The organism is Ornithinibacillus californiensis, assembly GCF_001038485.1.
Taxonomy (GTDB): Bacteria; Bacillota; Bacilli; order Bacillales; family Amphibacillaceae; genus Ornithinibacillus; species Ornithinibacillus californiensis.
In genome coordinates, this window is record NZ_LDUE01000063.1 from 78106 (window position 1) to 96203 (window position 18098).

21 protein-coding genes, 1 pseudogene and 1 other annotated feature are annotated in these 18098 nt (G+C 35.5%); of the genes and pseudogenes, 17 read left to right on the forward strand and 5 right to left on the reverse strand.

Going from position 1 to position 18098, the window contains the following annotated elements; all coding sequences use genetic code 11:
- The first annotated feature begins 267 nt into the window (after window positions 1-267).
- The 5 genes from TE34_RS16695 (at window position 268) to TE34_RS16715 (ending at window position 3166) form a co-directional block, all read left to right on the forward strand.
- Entirely contained in the window at window positions 268-846 is a 579-nt protein-coding gene (locus TE34_RS16695; RefSeq protein WP_047985958.1) for a TetR family transcriptional regulator, read from the forward strand.
- Between the two features lie 164 nt (window positions 847-1010).
- The gene (locus TE34_RS16700) at window positions 1011-1352 is read left to right on the forward strand and encodes a DMT family transporter (RefSeq protein ID WP_084710757.1); all 342 of its coding nucleotides are present in this window, start codon (window positions 1011-1013) and stop codon (window positions 1350-1352) included.
- Window positions 1352-1663, forward strand: coding sequence for a DMT family transporter (locus TE34_RS16705; protein ID WP_047985959.1), 312 nt, complete (start codon window positions 1352-1354; stop codon window positions 1661-1663). Before TE34_RS16700 ends, TE34_RS16705 begins: the two co-directional genes overlap by 1 nt.
- Window positions 1664-1846: 183 nt before the next feature.
- Complete coding sequence (locus tag TE34_RS16710; RefSeq protein WP_047985960.1) at window positions 1847-2794, forward strand: RNA polymerase sigma factor; 948 nt, start codon at window positions 1847-1849, stop codon at window positions 2792-2794.
- A gap of 12 nt (window positions 2795-2806) precedes the next feature.
- Window positions 2807-3166: a VOC family protein gene (locus tag TE34_RS16715; RefSeq protein WP_047985961.1), complete on the forward strand. Its 360-nt coding sequence runs from the start codon at window positions 2807-2809 to the stop codon at window positions 3164-3166.
- Window positions 3167-3210: 44 nt separating this feature from the next.
- Here the strand turns inward: TE34_RS16715 and TE34_RS16720 are convergent, their stop codons facing one another.
- Complete coding sequence (locus tag TE34_RS16720) at window positions 3211-3801, reverse strand: cell wall hydrolase (RefSeq protein ID WP_047985962.1); 591 nt, start codon at window positions 3799-3801, stop codon at window positions 3211-3213.
- Window positions 3802-4132: 331 nt separating this feature from the next.
- Here TE34_RS16720 and TE34_RS16725 point away from each other — a divergent pair, with 331 nt between their 5' ends.
- Window positions 4133-4609 (forward strand): hypothetical protein, encoded by a 477-nt coding sequence (locus TE34_RS16725; protein WP_047985963.1) that lies wholly within the window; start codon window positions 4133-4135, stop codon window positions 4607-4609.
- On the opposite strand, the gene TE34_RS16730 is transcribed toward TE34_RS16725, so the two are convergent.
- Entirely contained in the window at window positions 4594-4812 is a 219-nt protein-coding gene (locus TE34_RS16730) for a hypothetical protein (RefSeq protein ID WP_047985964.1), read from the reverse strand. The two genes, TE34_RS16725 and TE34_RS16730, sit on opposite strands and share 16 nt — an antisense overlap.
- A gap of 141 nt (window positions 4813-4953) precedes the next feature.
- Window positions 4954-5180 (forward strand) — a binding site (T-box leader).
- A gap of 41 nt (window positions 5181-5221) precedes the next feature.
- Between TE34_RS16730 and argS the strand changes: the two genes are divergently transcribed.
- The 6 genes and pseudogenes from argS (at window position 5222) to TE34_RS16760 (ending at window position 11008) form a co-directional block, all read left to right on the forward strand.
- Window positions 5222-6904 carry an arginine--tRNA ligase gene (argS, locus tag TE34_RS16735; RefSeq protein WP_047985965.1) on the forward strand — a complete coding sequence of 561 codons (1683 nt, stop codon included), beginning with the start codon at window positions 5222-5224 and terminating at the stop codon, window positions 6902-6904.
- Between the two features lie 107 nt (window positions 6905-7011).
- Complete coding sequence (gene trhA, locus TE34_RS16740; RefSeq protein WP_047985966.1) at window positions 7012-7650, forward strand: PAQR family membrane homeostasis protein TrhA; 639 nt, start codon at window positions 7012-7014, stop codon at window positions 7648-7650.
- A gap of 497 nt (window positions 7651-8147) precedes the next feature.
- Window positions 8148-8999: pseudogene (locus TE34_RS16745) on the forward strand (DUF72 domain-containing protein).
- 195 nt (window positions 9000-9194) lie between these two features.
- Window positions 9195-9806 carry a class I SAM-dependent methyltransferase gene (locus tag TE34_RS16750; RefSeq protein WP_047985967.1) on the forward strand — a complete coding sequence of 204 codons (612 nt, stop codon included), beginning with the start codon at window positions 9195-9197 and terminating at the stop codon, window positions 9804-9806.
- 31 nt (window positions 9807-9837) lie between these two features.
- Window positions 9838-10152 (forward strand): MGMT family protein, encoded by a 315-nt coding sequence (locus TE34_RS16755; RefSeq protein ID WP_047985968.1) that lies wholly within the window; start codon window positions 9838-9840, stop codon window positions 10150-10152.
- Window positions 10153-10180: 28 nt separating this feature from the next.
- On the forward strand, window positions 10181-11008 hold the full coding sequence (locus TE34_RS16760) for a VanW family protein (protein WP_047985969.1): 828 nt from the start codon (window positions 10181-10183) through the stop codon (window positions 11006-11008).
- 40 nt (window positions 11009-11048) lie between these two features.
- Here TE34_RS16760 and TE34_RS20350 read toward each other — a convergent pair whose 3' ends face one another.
- The gene (locus tag TE34_RS20350) at window positions 11049-12134 is read right to left on the reverse strand and encodes a response regulator transcription factor (protein ID WP_053075117.1); all 1086 of its coding nucleotides are present in this window, start codon (window positions 12132-12134) and stop codon (window positions 11049-11051) included.
- A gap of 138 nt (window positions 12135-12272) precedes the next feature.
- On the opposite strand from TE34_RS20350, the gene TE34_RS16770 reads away from it, so the two are divergent.
- Window positions 12273-13166: a 3-hydroxyacyl-CoA dehydrogenase gene (locus TE34_RS16770; protein WP_047985970.1), complete on the forward strand. Its 894-nt coding sequence runs from the start codon at window positions 12273-12275 to the stop codon at window positions 13164-13166.
- A 45-nt stretch (window positions 13167-13211) separates the two neighbouring features.
- Here TE34_RS16770 and TE34_RS16775 read toward each other — a convergent pair whose 3' ends face one another.
- Entirely contained in the window at window positions 13212-14768 is a 1557-nt protein-coding gene (locus TE34_RS16775) for an ABC-F family ATP-binding cassette domain-containing protein (RefSeq protein WP_047985971.1), read from the reverse strand.
- A gap of 188 nt (window positions 14769-14956) precedes the next feature.
- Here TE34_RS16775 and TE34_RS16780 point away from each other — a divergent pair, with 188 nt between their 5' ends.
- Complete coding sequence (locus TE34_RS16780) at window positions 14957-15805, forward strand: DegV family protein (protein ID WP_047985972.1); 849 nt, start codon at window positions 14957-14959, stop codon at window positions 15803-15805.
- 42 nt (window positions 15806-15847) lie between these two features.
- Here TE34_RS16780 and TE34_RS16785 read toward each other — a convergent pair whose 3' ends face one another.
- Entirely contained in the window at window positions 15848-16162 is a 315-nt protein-coding gene (locus TE34_RS16785; RefSeq protein ID WP_047985973.1) for a hypothetical protein, read from the reverse strand.
- A gap of 112 nt (window positions 16163-16274) precedes the next feature.
- On the opposite strand from TE34_RS16785, the gene TE34_RS16790 reads away from it, so the two are divergent.
- The 3 genes from TE34_RS16790 to TE34_RS16800 all read left to right on the forward strand — a co-directional run bounded on the left by TE34_RS16790 (window position 16275) and on the right by TE34_RS16800 (window position 18018).
- Window positions 16275-16748, forward strand: a complete 474-nt coding sequence (locus TE34_RS16790) for a DinB family protein (RefSeq protein ID WP_047985974.1) — start codon at window positions 16275-16277, stop codon at window positions 16746-16748.
- A 136-nt stretch (window positions 16749-16884) separates the two neighbouring features.
- The gene (locus TE34_RS16795; protein ID WP_047985975.1) at window positions 16885-17268 is read left to right on the forward strand and encodes a CopG family transcriptional regulator; all 384 of its coding nucleotides are present in this window, start codon (window positions 16885-16887) and stop codon (window positions 17266-17268) included.
- Window positions 17269-17277: 9 nt separating this feature from the next.
- The gene (locus tag TE34_RS16800) at window positions 17278-18018 is read left to right on the forward strand and encodes a metallophosphoesterase family protein (protein ID WP_047985976.1); all 741 of its coding nucleotides are present in this window, start codon (window positions 17278-17280) and stop codon (window positions 18016-18018) included.
- Window positions 18019-18098: the final 80 nt, after the last annotated feature.

Sequence of the window (18098 nt, forward strand, 5' to 3'; positions counted from 1 at the left end):
CCGTAAATAAAAATGCAGAAACTAATACATAGACCATCTGATCCGTCCCATCCTAATTTACTGTTATTTTTCTAAGTAAGCTAGAAATTATACCTTTATTTTCCATAGGTGCAATCTATTTGATTTCAATTAGTTCTAAAACTTTCTGAAGTTGTGTTCTATCGATATAGTTGTCGTTTTATTCGGGCCTAATATCCAGTGACCAACTTGACTTTTTTGAAAATTACTGTATAATGAATGACAATCAGTCATTTTCGGAGGAAGTAGATGGATAATAAAAAAGAGCGAATTATACATGCAGCGATGGATGTATTTACTGAAAAAGGATTAGAGAAGACGAAAGTATCAGATATTGTGAAAAAAGCTGGTATAGCACAAGGGACGTTTTATATTTATTTTTCTTCCAAACTATCCGTCGTACCCTCGATAGCTGAGGTGATGGTAGAAAAAACATTAAATGAAATTATTAAAAAGGTAAATAAAAATGACCCATTTGCAGAACAGATGAAGGATGTTATTGATGTAGCCTTTTCTGTAACCAAAGAATATCGACAAATATTTGCGTTAGTTTATGCAGGATTAGCTTCAACAGATTACCTTCAAGAGTGGGAAGCTCTTTACTCACAGTATTATTCCTGGATGAGCCGATTCCTTGGTGAGGCAAAAGAAGCTGGTACATTACGTGAAAATCTAGATCCTGACCAAACAGCAGTATTACTTATTGACTTAATCGAGTCAGCTGCTGAACAAACTTTCCTATACTCTCATGGGGATAAAGATATGGAAGCAATTAAAAAGAAGGAAGTATGGGAGTTTTCTATGTATGGTTTAGGGGTAAAGTTATAGAAAGTTTAATAGAATAATTGACTAATCATGCCAAATGCTCAAATGGATGTCGCCTGATAATGGTTAAATATTTTATAGATTATTCTCTTTACAAGTTGAAAGGGAATTTTCTTTTAAAGAAAAAATGACTGAATGTCAGTCACGGAATGATGGAGAGTGTTAGTATGAATAAGTCTTGGATATATGTTGTGTTAACGAGTCTTTCTGAATTAGTTTGGATTTATGGTTTCAATACGGCATCTACTTGGTGGCATTGGGCGTTGATTGTATCATTTATTTTATTGGATTTACATTTTCTAGCAAAGGCTTGTGAAGGATTACCAACTGGTACGGTGTATGCGATTTTTGCAGGTTTTGGTACTGTCGGTACGTTTTTAATGGACATTTTTATATTTGATGAACAAATCAGTATCTCAAAGGTTTTCTTTATTATGTTGATTATCGCTGGTGTTGCTGGCTTGAAACTATCCGATGATAAAAAAGAATCGAAAGGAGTGTTAGATTAATGGGTTGGATATATATCATTTTAGCTGCTGCCAATGAATTGATTGGTGTATGGGGTTTGACCCGATTTAGTAAAAAAAGAAACATGGCTAATGCTTTACTATATGTTGGCGGTTTAGGTCTATCCTTCGCCTTTATATATGCTTCTTTTGATTACCTTCCTACAAGTATTGCCTATGCTACTTGGACTGGTGTAGGAACTGGTGGTGTAGTATTAATGAATATGTTATTTTTCGGAGAATCAAAGAGCATTTTCCGTATGGTTAGTTTAGTAGCAATCATTATTGGTGTTACAGGACTTAAACTAGTTTAAAGAAAGGGTGCCTGTCATGTCCCAAGTTAGTAATGAATTTGGGATATGGCAGGCATCCTTTTTTGCAGGATATTGTCTCTATATGTCGAAGTAGTTAAGTATACATATAAAAGTTTCATGTTACTAGTATAATTTTATCCATGGATCTCGTTAGAATAGTAAATACGTAATAGGGGGTATTAAATGTCATCGATAGAAGAAAGGACATTGAAATTTACCGATAAGTCCAGGGAGTTAAGAGAAGAGTTTAGTGAACTTATACTAAATTATCGAGAGGATCTTTGGAATTATTGCAGATATTTAACAGGATCTCCTTGGGATGGAGAAGATTTATTTCAGGAAACGTTGATTAAATCATTTGGTGGGTTTTACCAGGTTTGGCAACCGGAGAATCCTAAGTCATATCTATATAGAGTGGCGACAAATACGTGGATTGATCACTGTCGTAAACAAAAACGAATAATTGGTACATTAGATGATGTTGAGGAACCAGCAGAAGAGTTTAAAGATGGTTTAGAGACGGAGGCTGCATTAAGTCATCTAGTTGAATTGTTTTCGCCAAGACAGGTTGCTGTTTTCTTGCTTATAAAAGTATTTAAATTTAAAGCAAATGAAGTTGCTAGTATTGTAAAAACCACACAAGGAGCTATCTATGCTACTCAAAGAAGAATGGAAAACAAGCTTAAAAAAGAAGAGCTGTCTTTTAAATCTGAGAATAAGATAGAGAAGATTCAGAATCGGGATCCAATTATTCAAACCTATATGGATGCATTAAATAATGGAAATTTAGATGCTTTATTTGAGCTAGTAAGTGATCATTTACATCACGAGGCTTCACTTGGCTTTCAAGAGTTTTCTAAAGAATCGATGCGTAAAGGGTCTATGCAACATGGTTTACCCAACTATAGGGCAGAAGAATTTTATTTATGGGGAAGACCGGTTATTGTTAAGCTTGTTGATAGTAAAGAGGGTCCACTTATTCACGATATTCAGTATCAAGAAGTGGAAAATGGGAAAATCGTATATCACAGAAGTTTTTATTTTAGAAAAGAATTTATAGTAGCTGCTGCAAAAGAGCTAGGTATTCCTCCACAACTAGAAAAGTTTCCTTTGAATTGGGATAAGAAATAGGAGTTGAAAATGATGAATAATCCATTGAAAAATAAAGTAACTACAGTATTTATACCTGTTAAAGATGTAGAGATAGCTAAAGAGTGGTATGCCAACATCCTTGGTATTGAAGGGGAAATCATGCATGGACACTTATGTGTACTTGATATGGATGGAACAGGAATTGTTCTAGATGAGATGCCAGCTTGGAGAAACGCTGAAGGAGAGATAAGTCCGTTTCAAGCTCCCTTTGTTCAATTTGCTACCAATGATATTCATGCCTCTCATAAATGGATGAAAGAGAATGGTGTAGTAATGGTAACTGGCATTGAACATGAGCATTATTTTGTTTTTAAGGATTTAGACGGAAATATGTTAATGGTGTGTCAATAAAAAAACAGGCATATGCGATACTATCTATATCGCATGTGCCTGTTTTATTTTGCAAAGCGGTGATTTCCGATTGTTACAGTGACTTCACGTGTAGTAATCCAACTGCTTTTAGCTGTTTTCGGGTTATAAAAATAGATTGATCCACTTCCTTGTCCTCGGAAGGCGATAGCTTCGTTAACAGCTTTCATATCCTCAGCAGTATAACCTCCATTGATTTGACCATTTTGTACAGGTGTAAATGCATAGTATCCACCTGCAGAACGTTCATATACAACTGCCTTTATTGTGTTAGGGAATTCTTTGTGGTCCACACGATTTAATATTACTGTTGCTACAGCAACTTTACCTGCATAAGGCTCACCTTTTGCTTCTGCATGAACCAATTTAGCCATAAGTTCTTTGTCAGCTTTTGAAACGTAATCTGGTACATTTATAGTTTCCCCAGCAAATAGTAAGTTGCCAGATCTTTTATTAGAGATTTGTAGATTTGCAATTGTCGTTCCATACTTTTGTGCAATAGACCAAAAAGTATCCCCTTGTTGAACTGTATATGGAGCAGCACCGCCAATTGTTGGTATTGCAAATATAGAAAGCGATAATGTCACAGTTATTAGTAATTTTTTAAGGTTATTCATGTTGTAAACCTCCTATTTGTTTTGGCTACATATAAGAGATTACTAGATGTAACATAGTTTATCAGTAGTAAAATATGGTAATTGCATGTTGAACCTAGTAAAGCTAATAGGCATGAGGGATATTTATATTTGTGGAATTATTAACCAGTAATAAAAAGTATCCAAATAATGGCCAACCTACCAACCTGAGGATTAATCGTTACATATATTTCAGAAATGTAACTTATTCTCAGTCCATATTCTTAAGAATAATGTTTTAACTTAATATACAACAGAGTTTCGTTGGTTAGGCTTTTAATTTATAGTTAAAGAATAGAAAAGGAGATATTTCATGAGCAAATGGTTTGTTTTTAATTTTGTATTATTAATTTTTTTGACTTGGAAAGTTGTGAACTATCATTCCTTTCCTTTTATGCAAGTACATATATGGTTTGGTGTTATTGGAGTGTTGTTATACATATATAATTGGACGAGGAATGCAGTGTTTGAAACGATAAGAAATGTGCCAAGTCGTAAAACAAAAGTTCGACTTGCGAGGTTTTCAAAAAAAGTGGTAACTGTTCATCGTTGGACTGGTAATATTGCTCTTATAGTAGTGCTATTTCATGGCTTTCTCATACTCAATCGTTATGGATTTAATTTCAGTAATCCTAAAATGGTAGTAGGTTTATTGGCACTTTTAACATTAACATTTCAGGTAATGACAGGTTGGTTACGTTTATATAAACCGACTATTAAACTTCGATATGTTCACTTATATACTGGAATGAGTCTCTTTTTCTTAGTATTACTTCATATTATTTTATAGTTTAATGCAAAATAAAAAGAACCGTTATCCCACTGTTTTGGCTGACGGTTCTTGTATTTCTCGCGGTATAAATGATCCTTTTTCGTTTTTGTTCTTCTAGTTCTTAAATCTAATTCGACGTAAGGGCTTCGATTAACTTCAGGATTAAGCCTTCCTTCACGCATGAGTTTCTCTCGTTTTTTTAATGCTTTTGATTTACTCATAAAAATCACTCCTTCTTTTGATTCTATTATATAAGATGATTTGGAATAATTCTATAAGAATTGTAAGTTATAGCTTAGGCAATTCCAAAATGTATAGTGACAGGACTGCTGAATTTTGCTACAATAGGATAAATTCTAAAATGAAAATCAATGAAAAAGAGAGTAGTTGTCTGAAAGGCTTAGCGAGCTGGGGAATGGTGGGAGCCTAGTGCATGAGCAGACAATGAACCGGACTTTGGAGATGCTTTCTTGAAGTAGTAGTAGGGAAAGTCGGGGAAGACCTCGTTACTAACGTTAAGTGGTTTTTAAACTTGTTTAAAAACAAATGGAGTGGTACCGCGGGATGAATTTTAGCTCTCGCCTCTTTGATATGAAGAGGCGAGGGCTTTTTTAATGGGAGGTAAAAAGAATGCAATATAAGCAAGTATTTGGAAATGCATTAGCGAATCAATTAACAGATGTACTATCCTATGACAGTCTAATGATGATGATTGAAAGACCAAAGCATGATTCATTAGGCGATTTTTCTTTTCCATGTTTTGAATTGGCCAAACATTATCGAAAATCCCCTAATATGATCTCTAAGGAAATTGCCGATAAATTAGATTCTCCTCTATTTGAAAAGGTAGAGTCAGTTGGTGGCTACATTAATGTCTTTTTAAAGAAAGAAAAGGTATCTAAGAAAACGGTTGAAGCTATATTGAAAATGAAAGAAAACTATGGTAATTCATTAGTTGGTGAAGGCAAGACAATAACGATTGATTTCTCATCACCAAATATAGCTAAACCATTTTCAATGGGCCACTTACGCTCGACTGTAATCGGTAATTCATTATCACTAATCGCTGAAAAGAACGGCTATCAAGTAGTGCGTATTAACTACCTAGGAGATTGGGGAACACAATTTGGTAAACTCATCGTTGCCTATAACAAATGGGGTAAAGAGGAAAAAGTTAAACAAAGACCAATTAAGGAATTATTAGCATTATATGTTAAGTTTCATGAGGAAGCAGAGAAAAAACCAGTTCTAAATGATTTGGGTCGTGAAGCTTTTAAAAAGCTTGAAGATGGTGATGAGGAAGCGTTGTTATTGTGGGAGTGGTTCCGTGATGAGTCATTAAAGGAATTTTTGAAGATCTACAATAAATTAGGTGTTACCTTTGATTCTAATCATGGGGAAGCTTTCTATAATGATAAAATGGAGAGAGTAGTAGATACTTTAGCTGAAAAGAGTTTATTGGTCGAGTCAGAGGGGGCACATGTAGTTGAAATAGAAGGTCTTCCTCCAAGCCTCATAAAAAAACGTGATGGAACGACATTATATGCAACTCGTGATTTAGCTGCGGCGATTTATCGCCAAGAGAACTACCATTTTACGAAGTCTCTCTATGTAGTTGGTAATGAGCAAAGCCTACATTTCAAACAGTTATTTGCTGTCTTGGATAAAATGGGGTATGAATGGCAAAAAGGGATGGCTCATGTTCCATTTGGTATGATTTTGAAAGAAGGCAAGAAGATGTCTACTCGAAAAGGGAAAATAGTACTATTGGAAGAAGTAATCACGGAAGCTGTTCAGATTGCTCTTACTAATATTGAAGATAAAAATCCAAATCTACCTAATAAGTCTGTAGTTGCTGAACAACTTGGCGTAGGTGCGATTATATTCCATGATTTAAAAAACTACCGATTAAATGATATTGAATTTTCTTTAGAAGATATGTTGCGGTTTGAAGGGGAAACTGGGCCTTACGTTCAATACACACATGCTCGTACATCTTCATTATTAAGAAAAGGGAACTATATAGTTCGTGAGGATCATCAGGTTAATTATACTGATGAAGAGGCATGGCCAATTATAATGCTCTTAGAGGCTTTCCCACAAACTATTTCGAAGGCAATGGATGACTATGACCCTTCTCAACTCGCTAAGCTACTATTAGCATTATCGAAAACATTTAATAAATACTATGCTTCTGTAAAAATTCTAGATGATAACCACCAGGAAGATAGACTTTCTTTAGTATATGCTGTGAAGATTGTGTTAAAAGATGGTTTGCGTTTATTAGGTATTCAAGCTCCTGAAGAGATGTAATTTGTACTTGGAGTTAAACTTTTTCGTGTAATTGTAGTTATGATAGTTGCTTATTTTAGTAATACTGGATTATGATTAATGAATCTTATAAAGTGAGGATGATTGTATTGGCAGAAACACATACCTTCTCAAAAGGTGAAGAGATTGCTAATGCGATTACACATGGTATTGGCGTTATTTTAAGTATTGCTGGTTTAGTTTTATTAATTGTATTTGCCGCATTTAATGGGACGGCAGTACATGTCGTTAGTTTTACCATCTTTGGCGCAACCATGGTCATTCTGTATACTTCTTCCACATTAGTCCATGCGTTTCCACCGGGTAAAGCTAAAGATTTGTTTGAGATATTTGATCATTCTTCCATTTACTTATTTATTGCAGGAACCTATACACCATTTACTCTTGTTGTCATTAAAGGCGCTTTAGGATGGACAATGTTTGGCATCATATGGGGACTTGCGTTAGCTGGGATTGTCTTTAAAGCCTACTTTGTTAAAAAGTTTCTCTTTACATCCACGATCCTATATTTATTGATGGGTTGGATGGTTGTTATTGGCTGGAGTAGAATTGTTGAGAATTTAGAGTATGGAGGCGTTGTACTTCTTGTCGTAGGAGGTCTATGTTATACGGTTGGGACAGTATTTTATATGTGGCGAGCGTTCAAATATCACCACATGGTATGGCATCTCTTTGTTCTTGCAGGGACGATTTGTCATTTCTTTTGTGTCCTTTTATATCTGTTATAAAAATAGCCAAACCATTAGAGTTAGGATTCTTCCTAGCTCTTTTTCTCATATCTTAGGAAATTATAAAATAACTGCCTGTGGATAAAAAGACATAAACGGCCACGTCCAGCTCCAGCGCCCAGGGACTAGCGAAGGAACTACTTGGAATGGCTTCTTTGCCTTTGTGCCGAGTAACCGCAAATGTTTTCGGTGGGGCGAGTAACCGCAGCCCCAGGCACAAGACTTCCCTCACCTCCGTACGATAAGTCAACATCGACTCGAAGGATAAAGGAAGGTCGACTAAAACCGGCCTATTCGGCCAACGTCGACATACCCCTATGAAGGGGCATGTTTCCTTTATCTCCTTCGGGGGGAATGGTCAACTAAAACCGCCACTTTGCGTGGCAACGTTGACCCACCTGGCATGGCCAGGTGCAGTCCGTAGTCCCTAAACAGGCGCTTGCGCTTTTGTTCTATGGTACTATGGAAGATAATAATAACTGATAGGAGGAAATAGCATGATCTACATCGGATTAACTGGCTGGGGAGATCATGATTCGTTATATACGGATGTAACAAAAGCAAGAGAAAAACTATCCGAAAACAGCAGTCATTTCCCTATTGTAGAATTGGATGCCTCTTTTTACGCGATACAACCTTTAAGAAATGCTTTAAAATGGATTAGAGAGACCCCTGAAACTTTCCGCTTTGTAATAAAGGCTTATCAAGGAATGACTAAACATATACGGACGGATAATTCTAAGGAGACTATTTCTGGAATGTTTCAAGCGTTTATCGAGTCTTTAAAACCCTTTCAAGATGCAGATAAATTATCGATGGTTTTGTTCCAATTTCCACCTTGGTTTGACTGCACTAGGGAAAATGTTACTTACTTAAGATACTGTAAGAAAATGATGGGTGATATTCCGGTTGCTTTGGAATTTCGTAATCAGTCCTGGTTTAATGATAAACATCGTGACAGTACGATTGCCTTTATGGAAGAAAATGGTTGGATTCATTCGATTGCGGACGAGCCCCAGGCAGGAGAGGGATCTATTCCAATTGTACTAGAAGCAACTAATTCTGATCTTACGCTCATTCGAATGCATGGACGTAATGTCCATGGTTGGACGAAGCCCAAAAATGCGGATACGGATTGGCGTGATGTTCGATATTTATATAAGTACAATTAGGAAGAGTTATTAGAATGGAAAGATAGAATATTAGAGCTCTCAAAGCATACGAAGGATATTATCGTTTTATTTAATAATAATTCCGGCGGTGATGCTGCTGGGAATGCGAAGGAATTTCAAGAATTGCTTGATATTAAGTATGAGGGTTTAGCACCGAAACAGCTTGACTTGTTTTAAAAATAAGCTACCATATGCTAACAATAGCTCGTACAAAAGATTACTAAAGGGTGTACGCAGGTTAGGACTTTTACACTTAACCTCTGTCTTTATAAAGTAAGTGTATTTTTACTGAAAATTCATACAACAACTTTTTGATAATACTTTTGTATGATAATATAAGTTTAATAATATAAATTTTAGGAGCCTATTTTTATGAAACAAGAAAAGTTAATAAGAAAGTTTGATAGGCAAGCTGATATGTATGAGAAAAATAGTAATAACCCAACCCTTTCTACTTGGAGAAAGAAAATTATTAAGGATGCTAGTGGACGTGTACTCGAAGTAGGTATTGGGACAGGAGCAAATTTCTTTCACTACGATAAGAGTAAAGTAGAGGAAGTAATTGGTGTTGACTTTAGCTTTGAGATGATTAAACGTGCAGAACAAGCAGCACGAGCTAATCAATTACCAGCAAAGTTTATACAGCAGGATTTAGATAATTTATATTTGGAATCTAACTCGGTTGATAGTATTGTTTCTACGCTTACGGTTTGTGGATACCCAGATCCAATAACTACTTTAAATAAATATAATGACTGGTGCCGAGAGGATGGAAAATTACTTTTTATGGAGCATAGTTTAAGTTCAAATTCTTTTTTGTCGGTAACACAAAAGGTAGTAGATCCATTATGTAAGAAGATTGCAGGTTGTCATTGTAATCGTGACATAATCAATCTGATAGACAAATCTGATTTACAGATAGAAAAAGTAGAGAGGTATTGGTCAGGAATTCTTTGTTTAATTTGGGCTAAACCAAAGAAATAACATTAGAAAACTTCAAGTTGGAGGATAAGTAGTGACACCATTTACAGAAAGAGTTATCAATATCATTCAACAAATACCTGAAGGAAAGGTGATGACTTACGGCCAGATTGCAAGACTGGCAGGTAGTTCAAGAGGAGCACGACAGGTAGTTCGAATTCTTCATTCCATGAGTAAGAAATATAACCTCCCATGGCATCGGGTAATTAATGCAAAAGGTCAAGTGGCTTTGAGAGATGAGGCATCTTATCAAGAACAAATTCTAATTTTAGAATCTGAAGGTGTAGATATTGGGTTAAAAGATGAAATAAATTTAGAGTTATTTCAATGGCATCCAGAAGAACAATAGAAATGAAAAGGAAAAGAGGAGCAGTTACATGGATGCATTAAAGCCTATTAAAAGAAGTCCTCTTAGAATTTACTTAGGGAAAAAATATTATCGGTTAAAGCGTTATCGTGAATGGTTTGCTGGTAATATAAATTATGCAACTAATAAGGATGATGAATTATTACAGCATATAGCCTTCACTCATAAAACCTTACTCCTGAGAGAATTAAAAGACGTTGATATGTGGTTGCAACATAATAAAGTACATAACCTTAAGGTAGCTACTAAGACATTAACTAATATAGTAATTAGACCAGGAGAAACATTCTCCTATTGGAGACTATTAGGAAATACAACGAGAAGAAAAGGTTATATTGAAGGCATGATACTACATTACGGTAAAGTAAAAACAGGAGTAGGAGGCGGACTTTGCCAGTTATCTAATTTAATCTATTGGATGACACTCCATACCCCGCTTACGGTTACAGAGAGATACCGCCATAGTTATGACGTGTTCCCAGATTCTAATCGAACACAACCATTTGGAAGTGGTGCAACATGTGCTTACAATTATCTCGATTTACAAATTAAGAATGAAACAGATCATACCTATCAGCTAATGGTGTATGTCGATGAAACGCATCTAGTGGGTGAATGGTGGTCTAATGTCCCACCATTATATAAATATAAAATATATGAAAAAAATCATTTATTTACGAAAGAATATTGGGGCGGATATGTAAGGCATAATCGAATCCATCGTAAAGTTCTAAGCCAGGAAGGAAAGCTGGTGAAGGATGAGTTTGTTACTGAAAATCACGCCATTATGATGTATGAGCCGCTGCTAGATGAACCTCAGATGACTAATAAGGAGTAATAATAAGCACCCATCGATTAAGGTAGGTGCTTATGTTCTATTAATCTACTAATCCCATACGAAAAGCCATTGAGATAATTTGAGTTCTGTTCTTCGCTCTTAATTTGGTCATGAGAGTCTGAATATAGTCCCTTACTGTATATTCGCTTAAAAACAAGAGTTCGGCCATTTCTTTATTTCTATATCCCTCTGATAGGAGATGCAAAATAGCTAATTCTTTATCCGATAATTCTAACGGGTATTTTATCCCTTTACCAAGTTGTTTTCTAGATAAATACATACCTAACCGTTTGCCGGCAATTTCTAGTATATCAAGGAATAGCTTTGTACATTCGAAACTTTCACCACGTTGATCCAATGTAACCCAACCATATAATTGTTGTTCATGAATTATCGGTATAAAGATGATAGAAGACAGGTTAAACCATTCAATAGCAACTTGTTGCACGTAAGGATCTGGTTTCTTTAGGAATAACGGTCTTTTGAGTGAAAAAACTGGTTCGGTTTCAATCTTCCCCCTCAATAATTGTACTTTTTCTAATTCCTCACCGATAACCCCTGAAAATTCCTTTAACCATGGATTATAACTGATAAATACACACCGTTTAAATCCAAAAATCTCTTCTACACGAGTAATTAGATATGGTAAATCATCTATGCCGTTGCATTGAATAAGACTTTCATTGAAAGAGTCTAACTGAAGCATATACTTTTTCTTTTCTTCCATTGCCTTAGGGGGATTTTCAATCCATTTTAAGTAAGATGTAATAATTTTATTTCGCAACTCCTGATGTAATGAAACGAGTTCATCCTTATAGGGATGATTTTGTTGAGTAATCACGTTTTGAAAAGATTCCTGAAATATTTTCAGAAATACATGTGATGTTGAAACCGACAAATCATTACTATGCATTTGAATCCAATGGGATAAAGCCTCTTCTTCTATCCTAGTACTTTTTAACTGAGTCATTAAAAATAATATAAAAGCTGACATGATATGCCTAAGTTGCTGTTTTTGATTTTTATCTAATTCATTATTTTTCTCTAGAAGTACCAATGCATTCTTCATCAGTTCATCTCGATAGATTTTATTAAATAATAAGTATTGGAATTCTATTCTTTTCATCATTCACCTACATTTGTATGATTATATTTCCTTATATTTCCCTATGAATATAGGTACATTATGGCATAAAAGTCCTATAAAATAAAATAGTAAACTGTTATTTACATAGACTATTATTAGGGACAAAGGGGAATGATTATGGATTACAATAAAGTTTTAGTTGCTGGAAGTGGCGTATTAGGTAGCCAAATCGCTTTTCAAACTGCATTCTTTGGATATGATGTAAATGTTTACGATATCAATGAAGAGGCTATTCAAGCAGCAAAAGAACGTCTAACTAAATTGAAAGCGATTTACGCAGACTATTTTAATAGTGAGGAAAAAGCAGAATTAGCGTACGGTCGTTTATCTTTTAGTGCGGACTTAGCGGAGTCTGTTTCAAATGTAGATTTAGTAATTGAAGCTGTGCCTGAAGTAGTACAAATTAAACAAGATTTTTACAACAAACTTGCTACTGTAGCACCAGAGAAAACCGTATTTGCTTCTAACTCATCTACAATGTTACCGAGTCAATTTGCTGAGTTTACTGGTCGTCCAGAGAAATTTCTAGCATTACATTTTGCTAACTCTATCTGGAAAAATAACACTGCAGAAATTATGGGACATGCAGGTACTGACATTAAATATACAGAGGAAGTTACTGAATTTGCTCGTACAATTGGTATGATTCCATTTGTTGTGAAGAAAGAGCAACCGGGTTATATCTTAAACTCATTATTAGTACCATTCCTAAATGCTGGTCTATCGCTTTGGGCTAATGATATTGCAGAGCCACAAACCATTGATAAAAACTGGATGATCTCTACAGGCTCACCACATGGTCCATTCGCTATTCTTGATATTGTTGGTATGGAAACTCCATATAACTTAAATCTAGCAAAATCAGAATTAGATCCGAATTATAAATTAATTGCAGAAAAACTAAAAAAAGAAATGATTGACCAAGGGAAAATGGGACAAGCAACTGGTGAAGGTTTCTACACATATCCGAACCCAGCATTCGCAGACCCAGATTTCTTAAAACAAAACTAATCAAAAATGCGATAACAATCGAGAAGTTGTTATCGCATTTTCTTATTAAAATATTTTCGTTGTCCAATCCTCGCAATTCCACTTATCCGTTACTATATCTTCGTAGAATTCTGGTTCGTGGGAGATTAGAAGAACACTACCTTTGAATTCCTTCAATGCACGCTTTAACTCGACTTTCGCATCGTGATCTAAGTGATTCGTTGGCTCATCAAGAACTAATAAATTAGTTTCTTGATTAATCAATTTACACAAGCGTACCTTTGCTTTCTCACCACCACTTAAGACTTGAACCTTACTTTCAATATGCTTCGTAGTTAGTCCACATTTTGCAAGGGCTGCGCGAACTTCATATTGTGTAAAGTGAGGGAATTCCTCCCATACTTCTTCTATACAAGTATTAGTGTTAACTGTTTTAATCTCTTGTTCGAAATAACCAATATGCAAGTTGTCTCCACGTTCTACGGTACCTGATACTGGTGGGATTTCTCCTAATATACTTCTTAACAAGGTGGTTTTACCAATTCCATTAGCACCATATAGGGCAATTTTTTGTCCGCGTTCCATTGACAAGTTTAATGGGCGAGATAATGGTTCATTATAGCCGATTACAAGGTCTTTTGTTTCGAATAGATATTTGCTTGGAGTTCTTGCTTCCTTAAAGCGGAATTCTGGCTTTGGCTTCTCAGCATCAAGTTCAATAACATCCATCTTGTCCAATTTTTTCTGACGAGATTGTGCCATTCTTGCTGTAGCAGCATTTGCTTTATTACGTGCAACAAAGTCTTTCAAATGTGCAATTTCTTTTTGTTGCTTTTTAAATGCTGCAACTTGTTGTTGTTTCTTTAATTCGTGTAAGCGTAAGAATTCATCATAATCCCCAGGATATCTAGTTAATTCTAGGTTTTCCATATGGTAAATCAAATTAACTACACTATTTAGAAATGGAATGTCATGGGATATTAATATAAAAGCATTATCGTAATTTTGTAAATATGTTTTTAGCCATTCAATATGCTCGACATCTAGATAGTTTGTTGGTTCATCAAGTAACAATATTTCGGGTTTCTCTAGAAGAAGTTTTGCTAATAATACTTTTGTACGTTGTCCACCACTTAGGTCATGAACATCCCGTTCTAGCCCAAAGTCATTTAACCCAAGTCCATTAGCAACTTCATCTACCTTTGCATCAATTGTGTAGAAGTCATTATTCGTCAGTGAATCCTGCATTCGACCAGTTTCTTCTAATAGCTTTTCTAACTCTTCAGGGGATGCCTCACCCATTTTAGCAAATAGCAGATTCATTTCCTCTTCCATATCATATAAATACTGAAAAGCTGTTCGTAATACATCTCTTATAGACATACCTTGATTTAGAACGGCATGTTGATCTAAATAGCCAACCCGTACATGCTTGGCCCAAGAGATATTACCAGCATCCGGTTGTAATTTACCAGTGATAATATTCATAAAAGTGGACTTACCTTCACCATTAGCTCCAATTAGTCCAATATGTTCTCCTTGTAATAAACGAAATGATACATTTTCTAATATCGCACGATCACCAAAACCGTGACTTAAATTTTGAACTGTAAGTAAACTCATAATCTGTAACACCTTTTCCTTCCTAGTACATTCTTTCTTATTATACGGCTCAAGTTGGAAAAGTGGTAGGGGATTATTTATAAAAATAGGAGTTAATTACTATTTTTAATATCAGATATTAGTACTTGGTATAATTATTTATTCGATGTATAATTATTTATAAATAAGTAAATGGAGTGGGACTATTTATGGCTAAAAAGAAAATTGCATTTGTAACAGATAGTACCGTTTTCTTAACGGAGGACTTAAAACACCATCCTGATGTCTTTGTAGTGCCAATTGTTATTATTTCAGAAGGCAAAGAATATGAGGACGGTATAGAGTTATCAACAGAGCAACTGTATGAAATGATTCGTACAGAAAAGGAAGTACCCAAGACCTCCCAACCTAATGTTGGTAAATTTATAGAATTATATGAGAGATTGAAAGAAGAATATGAGCAAGTGATAGCCATTCATGTCTCTTCAAAGTTAAGTGGAACTATTTCGAGTTCTAAAGCAGGCATGGAGCAAGCTGATTTAGATGTAGAGATAATCGATTCACATTCCTTATCTTTTGCAATCACTTTCCTGTTGGAACAGGGGATTGAACTTGTAAAACAAGGTAAGGATGCTAAAGAGATTGGAGAATATTTACGAGAGAAGGCAAATCGTCATAGGAACCTTATATTATTAGATACGTTAGAGCAATTATTCAAAGGTGGAAGATTGTCAGGTGCTCAATTTGTGATCGGTAATCTTTTAAGTATAAAACCAATTCTGTCTATAGGAGAAAATGGAGAGCTTGGGGTACTTGAAAGGATCCGTTCGGCTAAGAAAGCCAATCGTAGATTAATAGAGTTAATCAAAACTTCTTGTGAAGAACACGCTGTTAAGAGAATTGGAATCGCTAATGCAAACGCCCCAGATAAAGCGAATGCACTAAAAAGTGAATTAGAATCACAAGTTCCGGGCCTAGAAGTTGTAATAGGGGAGGTAAGTTCTTCCTTGGCAGTGCATGCCGGAGAGGGAGCGATAGCGGTATTCTGGAGTATATAAAGTAACGACATAGGCCATGAATTGCCTATGTCGTTTTGCTTTTTATTCTTTATGGTAGGTTAGATATTGATAATTTTCGGTAGGGACACGACTAATGATGTTTCCTTCTGCATCCTTATGAATGACATATTCCTGATAAGTTTCTACGATGTTTCCGTCGATTTCTTTCATGTCCTCCAGAACAAATTCTAACGAACTAGCTACTGAACGCTGAACGATCTGAGCATCTGCATCTACGGATTCATCATTCGGCATTTGATAATAAATGGAATCTTCACTCGAAGGTGGAGGAGAGTCTAGCATTGCAGCTATTCCGATAATTAAGATTGCACCAATGAAGGCTAGCTTTGTTTTCATAGTATTCTCCTTTCTGGTAATCCTGTTATTTATGTATATGCAAGTCCCATGTAATTAATGGTAAAATTGGTTAAAATGAAGAGGAACGCAATTTAGGAAGGAGAAGATTCAGATGTACAGAGAGAAAGAAGACTTTTTACAGGATTGGAATTTAGCGGTTGATGGTACAGTTCGAGTTCTCGAAGCAATGAAGGATGATAAATTACAACAGTCCATTGAAGAGGGACATAATTCACTAGGTTGGCTTGGTTGGCATTTAGCAACAGCTTTAGCTTTCTTTGGTGGTCAGATAGGATTAAAAGTCGAAGCGGCTGGAGGTCCAAATGATGTACCTGGGTGTGCAGCAGATATCGTTGCAGCCTATAAGAAGTCAGCTGAAAATGTAAAAGAAGAGGTAGAAAAGTTAACGGATGAACAACTTGTTGAAACGGTTGATAGTTTTGGTCGACAAGTGCCTAGAGGTGCTTTATTGCGCTCCATGATTGATCACCAAACACATCACAGAGGTCAAATGACTGTGCTGCTAAGGCAGGCTGGCTTAAAGGTTCCTGGTGTGATGGGACCAACAAGAGAAGATCAGATGTAATGTGGAAAAGCAAGACTCGATATTAGGGTTTTGCTTTTTATTTGCTTCTAATTAGTAATTTACCATCTATATGGATGGTAAATGGATTCTGTGTTAAGATGTAGGAAATAAAAATCTAATGTGAGGGGTTAAAACGATGGCAGAAACGGAAAAAGTAACAGTTAATCTTAATGTAGTTGACCTAGGTAAAATTGATTTATTAGTCGAGCAAGGTTTCTTTTCTAATAGAACAGACTTTATTAAGAGCTCTATCCGTAATCAATTATCAGAGCATTCCCAGGTGGTCGACAAAATAATAACTGATAAAACGTTTACACTAGGTGTAGCGTATTATTCACGTAAAGAGTTAGAAAAGGTAGTTGCATCTGGTAGAGTCTTAGATATTAAAGTTATTGGCATGTTAGTTTTTGATGAGGATGTTGATAAGGATTTAGTAAGGAAATCAGTAGGGTCACTGAAGGTTTTAGGAGTATTGCGTGCATCAAGTGAAGTGCGAAAGGCTTTAGAAGGAGTTAAATAGGAGGATAAAATGGGGGAAAAGTTTGCAATCATTACAGATATTCATGGAAACAGTGATGCACTAAAAGCGGTTTTACAGGATATAAAAAAAGATAGCAGTATTGAGCAAATATACTGTTTAGGCGATATGGTCGGAATTGGACATGAGACGAATGAGGTTTTAGAGTTACTATTCTCCGAGGAAAATATATCGTTTGTTATGGGGAATCATGACCAGTCTATTTTAAATATTATTGATGGAAAGAAGCCCCATAGTAAAGGAATTGAGTTAGAGCACCATGAGTGGATTGCGAAGCACTTAGACGAGAAATATTTAGACCGTCTAACTACTATTCCGAAGAAGATAAACACGGTCATAGCAAACAAGAAGGTTTTGTTTGTACACTACCATCTAGATCAAGATGGTAGATTTTTACCTTTGAATACAGACCCTACTGGTACGAGTCTGGAGGAAATATATGGACGTACGGATATTGATCTAGTTTGTTTTGGTCATCATCACACCATTCACCACTTTAAGTCGAATAAGCGGGTCTATTTTAACCCCGGTTCACTTGGTTGCGGACATAAATCTTTTGCGCCATATGGAATTGTACATATAGGGGATGAGGGACAGATAGATATATATTTTAAGGAAGTTCTCTATGATAATACCAAGTTTCTGAAATCAATCTATGATACTAAGTTTCCTGCTTATGAGATTGTATTGAAGAACTTTCATGGCAATCAGCATTTATATATAGTGGATTAGGATTAGATAATAATACCCTACATGAAACGCTAGGAAACTCTAGCGTTCTATTTATATGGAGTAAAAATTCTATTTTATTG